This is a genomic window from Spirochaetota bacterium, assembly GCA_035477215.1.
Lineage (GTDB): Bacteria > Spirochaetota > UBA4802 > UBA4802 > UBA5368 > MVZN01.
Genome location: DATIKU010000058.1, coordinates 137,516 through 151,357, shown reverse-complemented (window position 1 = coordinate 151,357; position 13,842 = coordinate 137,516). Strand labels below are relative to the sequence as shown.

Genomic DNA, 13,842 nt, shown 5'->3' with positions numbered 1-13,842 from the left:
CGGAGGGGCGTTGGGGAAGCAGTAACCGCGGAGTTCGAACAGGGAGATCGCCGGATGGGTCACCGGCGGAATATATTTATAAAGAATGAGAATCCAGGATCGTTGTTCGGGCGGTAAATCGAGTATGCTCTTGCTTTCGGTGGTGAAATGGCAGACCGGGCAATCGTCGTAGTGACTCACGTTGTGGTGGTGATGTAATCCGCCGAATACAAGCGCAAGGACATAGAGAAAAGTGAAGGAGATTCCCACGGAATGGCGACTAAGAGAGGATGATTTATATCCGATCATATTGCCGACACCAATTTGAATCTTAATACCGAGTTGTATCGTAGAAAGAGCCGCGAAAAGCAACGATTATTTTTCAGCATCAGCAAGGCATCATTGAGTGTACTGTTTTATGTTGTTGCGCTTCTTACGCGGTTTCAGGTTTCAAAGAAAGACGGATCCGTTATTTTGATTGATTTTAAAATGGTATTCAAATAGTTTACATGCGAAGTTATTTTCATAGTCATATAAAGGGCGGAAAACAATGACGTTATCAGGTGCTCAGCTCGAGAGATACGCCGAAGTTCTGCTGTGGGGTCTTTCAATCGGGCGCCGTAAACCGCTCGGACACTATGAAGAAGTACTTGTAAACTTCGACCTTGAATCGCTACCACTTGCCCAGGTTCTGCATCGATCACTTATAGAGCGACACATAAACGTGGTGCTGCGAGCAATGCCGTCTCCACTTGTGGAGCGGAACTTTTTCAGGTATTCCGACCGCAAACAGAGAAAGTACATACCATCCGGTGAAAGGGAGCTGTATGGCAGTCTTTCCGGCAGTATTTACCTCCACGCCCCCTCGTCGCTCACCCATCTGCAGGGGATCGACCCCAAGGCGATGAACGAAGCCGCCGTAACGCGAAAAACCATGAGGGAGATATTGAACAGGCGGGAAGACAAAGGCTTGTTCGGCTGGACGTTGTGCACGTATCCGACCGAAGCGCTCGCTTCACAGGCCGGCCTTGGCATAAAACAGTATACCGATCAGGTTATCAAGGCATGTATGCTGAACGAACGGAATCCGGTAGCGCGCTGGGAGCAGGTTTTCAGGTCCGCCGGCGAAGTGAAGAAATGGCTAAATTCATTGAAAATCGAAAAAATCCGGATAGAAAGCAAATCGATGGATCTGACGCTTCGGATGGGAGAACGGCGACTTTTTATAGGAGTCAGCGGAAGGAACATTCCCTCATTTGAGATTTTTACATCGCCCGACTGGCGTGGCGCGCGCGGAGAGTATTTTGCGGACCAGCCGTCATTCCGAAACGGCAACTATGTCGAAAGGGTGCGCCTTCTTTTTGAAAACGGCAGGGTCGTCAAAGCGACGGCGGGAAGGGGGCAGGCGTTCCTCAGAGAGACACTGGCGATGGACCCCGGCGCTGCGAGGATAGGGGAATTTTCGCTTACCGACAAGCGCTTCTCTAAAATAGACAGGTTTATGGCCGATACTCTTTTCGACGAGAATTACGGGGGGAGTTACGGCAATTGCCACATTGCTCTGGGTGGCTCATACACCAATGCGTATGCCGGCAACCCCTCGAAACTGACCGCGGCAAACAGGAAGTCCCTCGGGTTCAACCAATCGGCCCTCCACTGGGACCTGGTGAATACGGAAAAGAAACGGATAAATGCCACGCTTCAAAACGGGAAAGCACTTTGCATTTATGAGAACGGCGAATTCCGCCGGTAAACTGACACTGGGGGGGGTGGCGTTAGCATGGATGACCGGCTCGAAATGCTGAAGAACGTGAGCCTCTTTTCAAAATTAAAGGAGAGCGAACTCGGCGTCATCGCGCGATACAGCGAATACGCAAACCTTGCGGCAGGCAGCGTTGTATTCCGGGAATCCGACTCTGCGGATGCGTTGTTTGTCGTGCAATCGGGTGAGATATCGATAAACAGGGATGCCGAAGGCGAGTCCACATGTATAGCCACGTTTATTGAGGGCGAAACGTTCGGCGAATTTGATCTTTTCGAGAATAGTCAGAGGACAGCAACCGCGATTGCCGAGAAGGACTCGGTCATACTGCGTTTTCCATCGGCGGGAACCAGGTTCAGCGAGTTGCTCTTACGTCACGGCGAGATGGCCGCGCGTATCCTGCACCGGTTCCTTGCCACTGTTGCGGGAAGGATACGCTACACAAACAGCCTCATCTCGGAGAAGACAAGATGGGTCGAGGATCTCAGGAAGCAGATACATTACGACAAGCTTACGGGACTCTACAACAGGTCATACCTCGATGAAGAGGTCATGCCCATGTTGAATCGTGGAGAAGGAGCGTTTACGGTTATCGTTATTAAGCCGGACAATTTCAAGGAGATCAACGACAACTACGGACACGGGGCGGGCGACAGGGTATTGAAAATGCTTGCGCAGGCATTCAGCGGAGCCATCGGCTTTAAAAATATCGGTATCCGATATCGTGGCGACGAGTTTCTTTGCGTTCTCCCGGATGCCGGGATTGCGGTGGAATTGGCCGGGAGACTGCACGAAGCCTTCAGGTCGGTCGATGCGGCAGGCGTAACGGGCGATGCGGATTTCAGAATGACCGCCAGTGTAGGAATCGCCCTGTGTCCCGATCATTGCGGGTGCGCTGATTCAGTGCGTACCGCGTTCGAAAAAATGCTGGAGGCGCGAAATTCAGGCGGAAACGCCACAAGGACGACCTGAACCGCGGACTGACTGGAGAATATAAGCACAATGAGTTCTATATATGGTTTTTTAAATTCAATAGAAATATTCTCTCTGCTGAAAGAGGGTGAGATACGCGAAGTCCATGATTATCTCGAGGAGGTTAAAGTCGTGGGGGAGAGCGTGCTTTTCCGGCAGGGTGATGAGGGAAAAGAACTGTATATCGTGAGGGATGGAAGTGTGGCGACATCAATTTCTCTTCCCGACGGCAAAAGCAGGGAAATCGCGGTGTTCAAAAGCGGGGACTTTTTCGGGGAAATGTGCATTTTCGAAGAGGCTCCACGCTCGGCAACCTGCACCGCGCGTGAGGACAGCGTTCTCTTCAGACTCCATCAGCGTTCCATATTCAAGATAATTGAAGACCATCCGGAAACGGCCCAGAAGATAATGTACCGGATGCTGAACATAACGACCCAAAGGCTGAGAAACACCGGTGATTTCCTTTTCGATATGGTGCAGTGGGGAGACAAAGCCCGTAAAAGGGCGATAACGGATGAGATGACGGGGGTCTATAACAGACGGTTTCTCGACGATTCGCTGCACCAATACGTTGAAGAATCCAGAAAAAACGGCGAGCCGCTCGTGCTGGTGATGGTCGACCTCGATTACTTCAGGCAGATCAATGAGCTTTACGGTCACGAAACGGGCGACGGGGTAATTCGCGATGTGGTCGAGGTGTTCAAGCGCCGCCTGCGCGATAAAAACATAATCGCGCGCTACGGGGGTGATGAATTTACGTTCCTGCTGCCTGGCGCCGGAAAGGAGAGCGCTCTCGCGGTGTGTGATGCGATACGGACCGATGTCGAGCGTCTCGATACGCTCGCGAGATTTGACGGAGCAATAAAAAGGGTTACCATCAGCCAGGGGCTGGCGTCATTCCCCGAGAGTGCGGTCGATATCGATTCCCTTAAGAAAAAGGCCGATACAGCATTGTACCGTGCGAAGGAAGAGGGTCGCAACCGGGTTGTGTGCATGTAAAGCCTGCCCGAATACAACACGAATCTTCCTGTAATTCCAGTCGCGATACCATCCTTATTTCAAGTTAATGGTCTCCCTGTATTTGATGATCACATCGAAGCAACAAATAGATATTGACAATGAACATGGTTAATAATATGAACCATATTCATTCTTGAAGTTGAAGCATAGAGAAAGCACCCGGTAATTGAGGCGTTTGTACGGCATGGTAACATCTCATTTAAAACAGGATGGAGGTATTATTCACCATGTATAAGGATCTGAAAGGTAAGACGGCCCTCATTACCGGTGCCGGTAAGCGCACCGGTATGGGATATGCCATAGCCCGAAAGATGGCGTCGTGCGGCGCACATATCATCATCGCCGATCTCGGCACTCAGGATAAGGACAGCGCCGTTAAAACCGCTCCCGCCGATGAAATGAAGGACATATGCGAGGAGCTGACAAAAGAATACTCCGTTAAAACTCTTGCGGTTCCCGTCGACGTCTGCGGCACCGAATCGGTAAACGCCATGATCGACTCGATAAAAAAGGAGTTCGCTCACGTCGATATACTGTGCAACAACGCCGGTGCGGCATTCGGCGTGCCCAATACACTTAACAATTACGACGAAACGCAGTGGCTTAAAACGATAGATGTCAACCTGAACGGAACTTACAGGGTCACCAAAGCGGTCCTGCCGCTGATGACCGGAAGACCAGGGGCCATCGTAAACACCGCCTCACGCGCAGGGAAATTCCCGCCCCTTTTCAACGGCGCATATGCCTGCGCGAAGGCCGGGGTGATAATGTTCACAAAAGTGATGGCGAAAGAGATGGGCGGGCTTGGAATCCGCGTAAACGCCATTTGTCCGGGGCAAGTCTATACGGATCTGTTGAAATGGCAGCTCGAGCTTGAATCGCAGTTTTACGGCAATACGTTCGAGGAGCGCAAAGAGGAAATGGCGAGGGAGATTCCGCTCGGTTTTATTGGCGAAATCGAAGACGCTGCAAAACTCGTCGCGTTTCTGGCCTCCGACGAATCGCGTTATATCACCGGACAGGCGGTCAATCTCTGCGGCGGTCAGCTTATGGAGCTGTGATCATAGCTTAAATCGTCGTAATGCGACGATTCTTCATTTTGATAAATCAAACATCTGAAGGAGGCGGGTATGTCGGAAAGTGTTATGTGCAATATTCCTCAGGTAAATCAGGTGGGGGTGGTCGTTCATGATGTTGAAAAGGCCGCCAAATTCATGGAAGAATGTTTCGGGATCAAATTTATCACTTTCCAGATGCCGGAGGCGAAGGCACACCTCCGCGGGAAAGAAGTAAATTTTATCACTAAAATCGGCCTGGCGCGTGTTGGCAATATCGATCTTGAACTCATGCAGATAGTGCAGGGCGAGCATATCGTGAAGGAGTTTCTCGACAGGCACGGCCCCGGCATACACCACCTCGGCATCTATGTCGACGATCTCAACAAGGAAGTGAAGGATTGGACCGACAGGGGCGGTAAAGTCGTGCAAAAAACGGCTCATCCCGATGGGATAGGGACGGCGTATCTGGATACCGAAAACGAGCTCGGCTCGCTGTATATCGAGCTGGTCAAACTGTAAGTTTACCGGGCCTTTTAATTCACATCGTTTACCGGTACGGCCTTGATTCCTTTGAATGAATTGTATTTGACTTTCGCATTCGATTTGATATAGCTTCTCAAAAATAATGTGTGTCTTTCGTTCAAAAATATAACAATCACTCGACAGAAGATAGATATGAAATCGTTTGCAATGTTCACGATGCTGACCGGATTGTTTTCTTTTTTCGTGGGTTCGGTCGGACTGGCTGCCCCGGTTGATTTAACAAAAGAGACACTGTATGTTCGTGAAGGATTCTCGGCGGAATGGCTGCACGCCCTGCCGCAAGAGGCGGAGCCCGGCTGGGTGGCGATTCCGCCGGGTGAACGGGGAGAACGCGCAGTCAGGGTCCGGGAATTGAAGCTGGACGGCGATGTTGAGCGGAGTTTTTTCTCCCTGCGGCATTTCCAGGACAAAACATATACGTTTGTGACCCGGTTCATTGCGGATAAAAAGATGGTCGAAAGCGGTAAGGTCCCTGGTATTCATCTGGCAAGTATCGGAGGCAACTGGGAGATTTTCGTCAACGGAAGGCTCGTCAACCGGGAGTTACATCTGAGGCCGGATGGCGGTATCAGCACCTGGCGCGGCATGAGGGACGTTTTTTTCCCCGTAGATCCGCGCGTTTTTCGTCCGGGCGAAAACATCCTTGCTTTCCGCATAATCGGAAATCCGACTTTCAACGATACCGGTCTCTATCAGAGCAGCCCCTATTTCATCGACGAGTACCGAAATATTGTAGATTTTAACTCGGAATCGATACCGCTTGCGTTTATTTTTCTTTACCTGTTTTTCGGGCTGTATCATATCTTCCTGTATTTAAACAGGAAGGTTGAACGGTATAATCTATGTTTCGGTCTTTTCGCGGTCGTGCTGTTCATTTATCTGTTTTTAAGGACTCATACGGTCTATAAGTTTATTTTAGATACCGGTCTGGTTTTCCGTCTTGAGCTGATAAGCTTATTCATGCTTATTCCCCTTGCCGGCTGCTTTTTAGAGCTGATCATCAGGGAAAAAATCAGTATCGTAACTATGGTATACGGTGTTTTTTGCGCGGTGCTTATACTCCTCGTGCCATTCGCTCCGCTTCCTTTCGCCTTTGACGTGTTGCGCTTGTGGCAGGCGACGGCTCTTCTGCCCGTTTTCTATTACGCGTTTTTCACAATCGGATACAGCTTCATTATGCGGGTACGCGAAAGACACAGGGAGTCCACGCGCTCGTCGCGTCCTGAAACATACCGGCAATCAATAAAAAAAACCATAACCGGCTCGGTCGTCGGCAATCTCGTAATCGGGGTGGCCTTACTGTTCACTACCACCGTTTTCGATATCATCGACGCGGTTTTTCTTTCCCTGGATTTGGTGCTTACCCGGTATGGATTTTTTTTCTTCGTCATCGGCACCGCACTCATTCTCGCCAATCGTTTCATTTTTCTGCATAAAAGGATCGAAATCCTGAATACGGATCTCGAGCGCAAACTTTCCGAACTCGACTCGGCGAATAAAACCATCAGTGTTTCCGAGGAGAAATACCGCCTTTTGGTTGAGGGTACCAACGAAGGTATTTTCTCATTAGGCGATGACTGGTCGTTTACGACCGCAAACAGGGCGTTCATGAAGCAGATCGGCATCCATGCCGACGACATGGGGACCCTTAAATTCCAGGATATCGTCTTCGAGGACCCACAGGAAAAAAGCGTCCTGATACGACTGGTGGAAAAAAAACTAGAGGAATTCATAGAAACAAGGTCGCCCTTTAATCTTAAAATGAAGTTGAAGTCCTCCTTCGCCGCCGAACCCAGAGAGTTCAACGTTCGACTCGAGTTTATTACTATCGAAGGTAAAAACGAGATTCTGGGTCGCGCGACAGGCGTGAGCGAGGACTCTCTGATGGAATATTTTATTTCGGAGAGGCAGAATTTCTCCATAGGCAACTACCTGATAACAGCCGAGGAAATCAGTCACAGGCTTGTACGTAACGTTGCCAAGTATATGAAACCGCAACAGGTCAGCCTGCTCCGGATAGGGTTGCGGGAAATGATTATAAACGCCATCGAACACGGAAACCTGGAAATCGGTTTCGAGGAAAAATCGATCGAAACTATGAGTGATAATTACATGGAATTTATCTCAGCCAGGCAGAATGATCCCGCGTACCTCGGGCGTAAAGTCGGTATCGAGTTTTCCCTAAATCCCGAACGTGTGGCATACAAGATCACCGACGCGGGCGGGGGATTCGACCACGCGAAGATGATTGAAAACATTAAGTGTAAAGTCGATTCAGAAATGCTGGCTCATGGGCGTGGTATCACGATAGCGATGAATATATTCGACCAGGTCACTTATAACAACAAGGGAAACCAGGTGCTTCTCGTAAAACGTTTCGGTGGCGTACAGACGGGATAATAATTTCAAACACTGCGGATCAGCGTGCAGTCTGGCGGGTTCGTTTTCTGGTATACTCAAAAACGACCCCGGAGAAGGGCGGGTCAGACAGGCTGGAAACCGCTGTTATGTAGATTACATTGTCAAACCGTCCGAATGCGATTCCGGTCACATATGGCAGGGGCGTCTTTATAACTTGAAGAAGGACTCCGGACTGGTCAAGCACCAATATGCGTGACGCTCCAGGGTGGCATACGAAGATATTGCCGGCCGAATCGACGGCAAGGCCATCCGGTCCGGCATTCGTGTCCATGCCGTCGGGAGCGGCGGTGATATCAGACAAACGGATAAATTCACGCCTGTTGGAGAGAACTCCGGGTTGAACCAGATCGAATTGAATAACACGGTTTTCGGTTTTCTCGCTCACAAGAATGATTTTCTTTTCCGGTATGATTACCATACCGCCGGAGCGCTGGATTGAAATACCCGTCGTATTGATGACTCCATCCGCGGCCATGTAGTAAATTCGTCCCGCGTACATCCTCCCTGAATTTTCGGGTCCGGCTGTGGCAAAATAAAGTCCACCATGTGTGTCAGTCGCAAAATCGATCGGTCCTTCCAACGGGTGGCCACTCCGGTCTGCTGTTATCCTGCGTACAACCCTGCCCGCGGTGGTAATCTCGACCAGAGAATCGGCATCGCGGCATGCGATGATAAGGTTATCGGAGAAAAAGGCGATAGATCGCGGGCCGCAGCCGGTTTCATTCCAGAGTTCGATATTTCCTCTGCCGTCCCTGACCATAACACGGTCTTTTGAATATTCAGAATAATAGAGAGCCTTGTTTTTCCAGACGGGACCATCGGGATAATAGGACGACGTGTTGACGATGCCCGTTTGTGTGAATGGATTATTGCCGGTATCTATAAAAAAATTATACTGAATCGCCACCAGCGACAGAACGGCCATAACGGTGGCCAGCGCAAGTAGAGTCTTAGGGTGCATGGTATGAAATTCCTCGTATAAGGTCCAAATCCTCTGTTTATGCAACAGGTAATGATAAGAATCTCCACTGTCCACCGTAAATTGCAAATAAAATTCTTGAACTTTTCAGTTTGTTCGTATAGTATACTGCGCAATGACGGAAGAGTTGTCTCGTTAAGGTTGCGGTAGTGAAACAGGGAGGTTCGATCAATGAACATTGAAGTACTTATTCAAAACATCATCAATTTATTCGTCGTCGCCATAATTATCGAAGCGGCGGTAATGGCTCTGTTCTCGATGTCGTCTTTGAGGGATGTAGGTTCCAAAAGGCCCGTCGTAGCGACCAGGGACGGAATAATAATTATCGTGAGCTTCCTCCTTTGTTACAAGGTTGAAGCCCTCAGTGTGTTCAGAAAAACCGGAATTGCACTGCCGAATCTTATCGATGTGCTGATAAGCGCGCTCGTCCTCGCGCGCATGACGAACTTCGTGAACAATTTCATGTCGCGTATGCGGAGGGATGACTGATTAAATCCATTTCCGGCCCGGTATGGAGTTCACCACGCCTCCCGGGGCCGGATAATCGCGTGCCGGAAGGTTCCTAAGAAACCCGGCCGGCCTGGGATTGTTCGCGCGCAACCTCCTGATATTTTGCCAGTATTGCGTTAGTGATTAGGTCGCGAGCGTCCTGCGTGATGGGGAAGAAGAGGTCAATGAACTCACCGTTCTTCCGCTTGTTGGAAGGCATGCCGATAAATATCCCTTTGTCGCCCTGAACTATCCTCAGATTTTTCACAACGAACTTGTCCAGTATGGTGATATTGGCGAATCCGAGAGTTTTGCCAAGGTTTTCTTTGGGGAACACTCTCACTTCGGTTATTATCTCATCCATCTCGGCACCACCAGTAGTTAGAGTTTTTATGTATGATGCATACCACATGTATGTGAACATGTCAAGATAAATATCAATGTAATGCTCCGGTTAATCAATCAATTATACTACACTAAAATATGTAAGTATATTTACCTGATAGACTGTAATGGAAACACTTAGATGCCGGCGGCCATACTTTTGAAAGCCTCTTATCATTTGAACTCTTTCCGAGGAATAATATAGTCGTTGTGTAACCGGATATCACCGAGACTTGCAACAGGTCTGATGTGCGTTACGCTCGATGCCTTATTCCGGCCGTGTTTCATTTGGGAAAGTGATTTTTTATGCCCCGGTGCGGATTAATTAAAAGAAAATAAATTGTAATAACAAATAAGGCTTATGTAATCTGAACAGTTGGAAAGCGGTCCTCGGATAATTCTGTTTTCAGGGTATAAGGATATATCAGTACGCGCCGTGGAGGATGCATGGGAAAGAAGGAGCGTAATTTTAAAAAGTCGAACGGTTGCAGGCCGGCCACTGTGGCGGTTCATGCAGGTGAAATCGCGGACCCGTCGACGGGGGCCCTGTCTCCGAATATTACAATGTCCGCAGCGTTTAAACTGCCGGGATTCGGCAGCCGGCTGTTCGACGCTCTAACCATGGAATCGTTTGATCCCCCGTTCGCTTATGTAAGATGGGGCAATCCGACGGGAAGGGCCCTGGAAGAAAAGGTGGCGGCGCTGGAGGGGGGAGAAACGGCCCTCGCGCTTGCATCCGGGATGGCTGCCGTGTCGGCACTGCTATTCACCATGTTGAAAAGCGGAGAGCACGTAATAGCCGGCGATGTCTGTTATGCGGGAACGCAGGAGTTGTTCGGAAAACACATTAAACGCTTCGGGGTGGAGGTGAGCCTGGTAAACACGGCCGACACCGAGCTGGTCGCACGCGAAATACGCAAAAATACCAAACTGATATATATCGAGACTCCCGCGAATCCCTTATTGAGCCTTGCGGATATTTCGGTGATCGCCGGAATAGCGAGAAAAGCGGGAATCCCGCTTGCCGTTGATTCGACATGGGCGGGACCGTGCATACAGAAACCACTCGAACTCGGCGCGCGGTTTGTAATCCACAGCGCGACGAAATACCTGAACGGACATGGAGACGCTCTTGGAGGACTTATCGTCGGCCCCGGGAAGGAGATACACCGTATTCGGAAAGATGCGCTCGTTCACCTGGGAGGAGCGATGAGTCCCTTTAACGCCTGGATGATCGCACGTGGCATGGTAACTTTGCCGCTGAGGATGAAGAGACACTCTGACACCGCGACAACGCTCGCGTCCTTTCTCGAGGCGCATCCGGCCGTATCCCGGGTGTATTATCCCGGTCTGCCGGGTCATCCGCAATATGAACTTGCCCTCCGTCAGATGCGAATGCCGGGTGGAATGATTACCATGCGCCTTAAACGGGGACTGGGTGCGGCAGTCGCGCTGGCTGAAAAAATTCGCATATTCACGTACGCAACGTCGCTTGGACATCCGCGCAGCCTGCTGTTTTACTATCCGACCGATATGTATGTCGATTCGGTGCCATACCTTTCCATGGAACAAAAAAAGGCCATTCGGGAATGGATGGGCGACGGACTGCTGCGCATAAGCACCGGGCTGGAGGACGTCGAAGACCTAATCCTCGATCTCGACAGGGCACTGCGAGGGAGAACATTCAAGAGCGTTGTCGCACCGGCGGCCTATGCCGTCTTGAAGAGGCTTGGAACAAAGAGCTGATCAGTCCTTGAAATTGTAGTGTTTCTTTACGGGTTCCTTAATGTCCCAGGTACAGGACAACCCACGGGGGAAAGTGACGAAATCACCACTGCCGAATTCAACTTTTTCACCGTCCGATGTTTCAACAACGACCCGACCTTCCAGCAGGAAGCACTCTTCCGTTGAATCGTAGCTCCAGTCAAAACGGGAGACCTCCTTCTGCCAGATCGGCCACGAACGGACTTTCCGGTTGGCGAGCATTTCTTCGCGTGGTTTTTCAATGGATATCTTCATTGTCCTCTCTGACATACCATGTATTTAAATTGCCGACTCGTATCACTTCGGGTTGATGATTTGTTTGTCAAGTTCCATATTAAAACCTTGGCATAATGAAAAGTCAAATACAAAATATTCCGGTAGGTAAGGCTCCTTTCCGATCTGGCCGCTGTCGTTGGAAACGGGCCAATCGTCCGGCTATGGAATCGACTGCATTTTTGAATTGACATTATGCGTTATCGGCGTTATTTTACGTCTGCGCAGTGATAAGTACACTTTTCCGCAACTGAATGTAGCGTTCAGATTGAATAACGCTGGAGCGGTCCGGCGAATTTATTTTTTTAAAAAGGATGGGGCGATGAAAACTTACCTTGTACCGTTTGTATGTCTTGTGCTTGGTTTTTCCGGTTGTTTGGCAAGCTCACCGGCACCGATTAAGGAAACTCTGCTGATCGAAAAATCAGCCGAACAGGAAAAGAATCTCACGCGTATTGAAAACGAGATTGTCGTCATCAACCAGGAAAACAATAAAGTTAAGGAATCGCTTAAAATTACCGCTCAGAAGGTTGTGATAAGCGAAAAAGAGCTTTCCGGCCTCGAAAAAGAGGCAACTCTTCTTACGGAAAAGAAAAAGTTGCATGTGATTTCCGACGACACCAGGGCGCTTGGCGAAGTTGAGAAAGCAATGGTTGACAATCAACAAAAAATAAACATCGAAAAATTAAAGCTGGCGTATCTTAAAGCGAAAAAGGACTACGAGGAGGCTGACGTCGAATTGAAAGAATCAGAGCTCTCCGTAAAGATCGCCGAACTGAATTATGAAAAAGCCAGGATCGCCAGGGCCTTCCAGGATCGTACAATGGGGGAAATTCCAGCAGATCCTAAAACCGGAAAGAAGGACGAGAAGTCCCGCATCGATGTTTCCGTATATGAGAAATATCACGCCTCGATGAAGGAAAGAGCCGCGAATAACCGTCAGAAATATCTTAAATATGCCGACACATTTAAAATGGCGGAAGCCAGGCTTGCAGAATCCGGTTACGGTAAATAACCCCGGAATGGGGATGGAGTGAGCATTATGCTGAAAAAAACAATTATTATATTGGCCGCGGCGGCTGTACTTGCCTCCGTTTCGGAGACTCCGGCTCTCGCACAGCTTTTCAAATGGACCAGCGATTATAAAAATCTGCATAATGAGAAGGTGGCTGTTGAACTGGAGTTGAAGGGCGTCCAGCGACAGTTTTCAAATGAAAAATCAAATCTTGAAAGCACCATTAAGGATCTTGAGCGGCAGATTGAGCGTCTGGACGCTGAGATCGAATCGTGCAATAAGCGGAGGGAAAAGGACAATAGCCTCTGCGAAGACCGGGTTAAGGAGCTTCAGGGAACGATCGACACCCTTCAGAGAAAGGGCAGTGATCGCGAAAAAGACCTTGTCGAGGAAAGTAAAAAAATGCAGGCGCGATACGAAGGCGAGCTTGCGAAACTTCGGAAGGAATTGCAGGACGAGAGGACAAGAAGAATCAATGAGCTTGATGAGACGCGAAAATCCTACGAGTCTCGGATGGCCGAAATGAGGAACACGATCGCAAACCTCAACAACGAGATGGGGAATCTTAAAAAGCTTACCAAAGCCCAGCAGGACGAACTTGACAGGATGAAGATGCAGGCGGACGAACTCGAAAAGCAGCTTGGGGATGAGATCCGGAAGGGCGAGATTCGATTGAAACGGTTTCACGACAAGCTGGTCATCAACATCGATGATCGTATTTCTTTCGATTCCGGATCGGCCGAATTGAAAATAGGGATCCTTCCCGCCCTTCAAAAGATCACAAAAATACTTTCCGATTATCCCGAATACAATATCGTAGTCGAAGGACATACCGACAACGTTCCCATTAAGACGCGCCAATTTCGCGACAACTGGCAGCTGTCTACGGAAAGGGGCCTTGCCGTGCTCAACTATATTCTGAACCATGACAAAAAGATCAACAATGCGCGATTTTCAGCGGCGGGATACGGTGAGTTCAATCCCATTGTATCCAATGATACCGCGGCCAATCGCGCGCTTAACAGACGCGTCGACATTGTCGTCATCCCGCGGGCTGCAAAAAAGTAACCCGTTGCGAGAACCTGGCATAAAACGTACCTCTCCCCGATTCCCGGGAGGGGTTTTTTCTTGCAGTAGACGTCGCGAGTGTGAGCTACATTAATACCGGTAAATACGCCCATGC

Annotated in this window: 13 protein-coding genes; 10 read left to right on the top strand and 3 right to left on the bottom strand. The window is 49.4% G+C overall.

What is annotated here, in order from left to right:
* Positions 1–529 precede the first annotated feature (529 nt).
* The 6 genes from VLM75_15215 to VLM75_15190 all read left to right on the top strand — a co-directional run bounded on the left by VLM75_15215 (position 530) and on the right by VLM75_15190 (position 7,734).
* Positions 530–1,732 (top strand): aminopeptidase, encoded by a 1,203-nt coding sequence (locus VLM75_15215; protein HSV98272.1) that lies wholly within the window; start codon positions 530–532, stop codon positions 1,730–1,732.
* 27 nt (positions 1,733–1,759) lie between these two features.
* Entirely contained in the window at positions 1,760–2,713 is a 954-nt protein-coding gene (locus tag VLM75_15210) for a GGDEF domain-containing protein (protein ID HSV98271.1), read from the top strand.
* A 30-nt stretch (positions 2,714–2,743) separates the two neighbouring features.
* Positions 2,744–3,712 carry a GGDEF domain-containing protein gene (locus tag VLM75_15205; GenBank protein HSV98270.1) on the top strand — a complete coding sequence of 323 codons (969 nt, stop codon included), beginning with the start codon at positions 2,744–2,746 and terminating at the stop codon, positions 3,710–3,712.
* 248 nt (positions 3,713–3,960) lie between these two features.
* Complete coding sequence (locus VLM75_15200; GenBank protein HSV98269.1) at positions 3,961–4,794, top strand: SDR family NAD(P)-dependent oxidoreductase; 834 nt, start codon at positions 3,961–3,963, stop codon at positions 4,792–4,794.
* Between the two features lie 69 nt (positions 4,795–4,863).
* Positions 4,864–5,310 carry a VOC family protein gene (locus VLM75_15195; protein HSV98268.1) on the top strand — a complete coding sequence of 149 codons (447 nt, stop codon included), beginning with the start codon at positions 4,864–4,866 and terminating at the stop codon, positions 5,308–5,310.
* Between the two features lie 156 nt (positions 5,311–5,466).
* Positions 5,467–7,734, top strand: coding sequence for an ATP-binding protein (locus tag VLM75_15190; GenBank protein HSV98267.1), 2,268 nt, complete (start codon positions 5,467–5,469; stop codon positions 7,732–7,734).
* Positions 7,735–7,753: 19 nt separating this feature from the next.
* On the opposite strand, the gene VLM75_15185 is transcribed toward VLM75_15190, so the two are convergent.
* Complete coding sequence (locus tag VLM75_15185; GenBank protein HSV98266.1) at positions 7,754–8,803, bottom strand: SMP-30/gluconolactonase/LRE family protein; 1,050 nt, start codon at positions 8,801–8,803, stop codon at positions 7,754–7,756.
* 102 nt (positions 8,804–8,905) lie between these two features.
* Between VLM75_15185 and VLM75_15180 the strand changes: the two genes are divergently transcribed.
* Positions 8,906–9,223, top strand: coding sequence for a hypothetical protein (locus tag VLM75_15180; GenBank protein ID HSV98265.1), 318 nt, complete (start codon positions 8,906–8,908; stop codon positions 9,221–9,223).
* A gap of 73 nt (positions 9,224–9,296) precedes the next feature.
* On the opposite strand, the gene VLM75_15175 is transcribed toward VLM75_15180, so the two are convergent.
* The gene (locus VLM75_15175) at positions 9,297–9,587 is read right to left on the bottom strand and encodes a SpoVG family protein (protein HSV98264.1); all 291 of its coding nucleotides are present in this window, start codon (positions 9,585–9,587) and stop codon (positions 9,297–9,299) included.
* 467 nt (positions 9,588–10,054) lie between these two features.
* On the opposite strand from VLM75_15175, the gene VLM75_15170 reads away from it, so the two are divergent.
* Entirely contained in the window at positions 10,055–11,353 is a 1,299-nt protein-coding gene (locus VLM75_15170) for a PLP-dependent aspartate aminotransferase family protein (GenBank protein HSV98263.1), read from the top strand.
* Here VLM75_15170 and VLM75_15165 read toward each other — a convergent pair whose 3' ends face one another.
* Entirely contained in the window at positions 11,354–11,626 is a 273-nt protein-coding gene (locus VLM75_15165) for a cupin domain-containing protein (GenBank protein HSV98262.1), read from the bottom strand.
* A gap of 340 nt (positions 11,627–11,966) precedes the next feature.
* Between VLM75_15165 and VLM75_15160 the strand changes: the two genes are divergently transcribed.
* Both VLM75_15160 and VLM75_15155 read left to right on the top strand, forming a co-directional pair.
* A complete protein-coding gene (locus VLM75_15160; GenBank protein HSV98261.1) occupies positions 11,967–12,659 on the top strand; it encodes a hypothetical protein in 693 nt (230 codons plus the stop codon).
* Positions 12,660–12,686: 27 nt separating this feature from the next.
* The gene (locus VLM75_15155) at positions 12,687–13,727 is read left to right on the top strand and encodes an OmpA family protein (GenBank protein HSV98260.1); all 1,041 of its coding nucleotides are present in this window, start codon (positions 12,687–12,689) and stop codon (positions 13,725–13,727) included.
* The last annotated feature ends 115 nt before the right edge of the window (positions 13,728–13,842 follow it).

What these genes read in the sequence shown, in the direction of transcription:
- VLM75_15190 (HSV98267.1), top strand. Translation starts at nt 5,467, where the DNA reads ATGAAATCGTTTGCAATGTTCACGATGCTGACCGGATTGTTTTCTTTT.
- VLM75_15200 (HSV98269.1), top strand. Translation starts at nt 3,961, where the DNA reads ATGTATAAGGATCTGAAAGGTAAGACGGCCCTCATTACCGGTGCCGGT.
- VLM75_15165 (HSV98262.1), bottom strand. Translation starts at nt 11,626, where the DNA reads ATGAAGATATCCATTGAAAAACCACGCGAAGAAATGCTCGCCAACCGG.
- VLM75_15175 (HSV98264.1), bottom strand. Translation starts at nt 9,587, where the DNA reads ATGGATGAGATAATAACCGAAGTGAGAGTGTTCCCCAAAGAAAACCTT.
- VLM75_15170 (HSV98263.1), top strand. Translation starts at nt 10,055, where the DNA reads ATGGGAAAGAAGGAGCGTAATTTTAAAAAGTCGAACGGTTGCAGGCCG.
- VLM75_15215 (HSV98272.1), top strand. Translation starts at nt 530, where the DNA reads ATGACGTTATCAGGTGCTCAGCTCGAGAGATACGCCGAAGTTCTGCTG.
- VLM75_15160 (HSV98261.1), top strand. Translation starts at nt 11,967, where the DNA reads ATGAAAACTTACCTTGTACCGTTTGTATGTCTTGTGCTTGGTTTTTCC.
- VLM75_15205 (HSV98270.1), top strand. Translation starts at nt 2,744, where the DNA reads ATGAGTTCTATATATGGTTTTTTAAATTCAATAGAAATATTCTCTCTG.
- VLM75_15210 (HSV98271.1), top strand. Translation starts at nt 1,760, where the DNA reads ATGGATGACCGGCTCGAAATGCTGAAGAACGTGAGCCTCTTTTCAAAA.
- VLM75_15180 (HSV98265.1), top strand. Translation starts at nt 8,906, where the DNA reads ATGAACATTGAAGTACTTATTCAAAACATCATCAATTTATTCGTCGTC.
- VLM75_15195 (HSV98268.1), top strand. Translation starts at nt 4,864, where the DNA reads ATGTCGGAAAGTGTTATGTGCAATATTCCTCAGGTAAATCAGGTGGGG.
- VLM75_15155 (HSV98260.1), top strand. Translation starts at nt 12,687, where the DNA reads ATGCTGAAAAAAACAATTATTATATTGGCCGCGGCGGCTGTACTTGCC.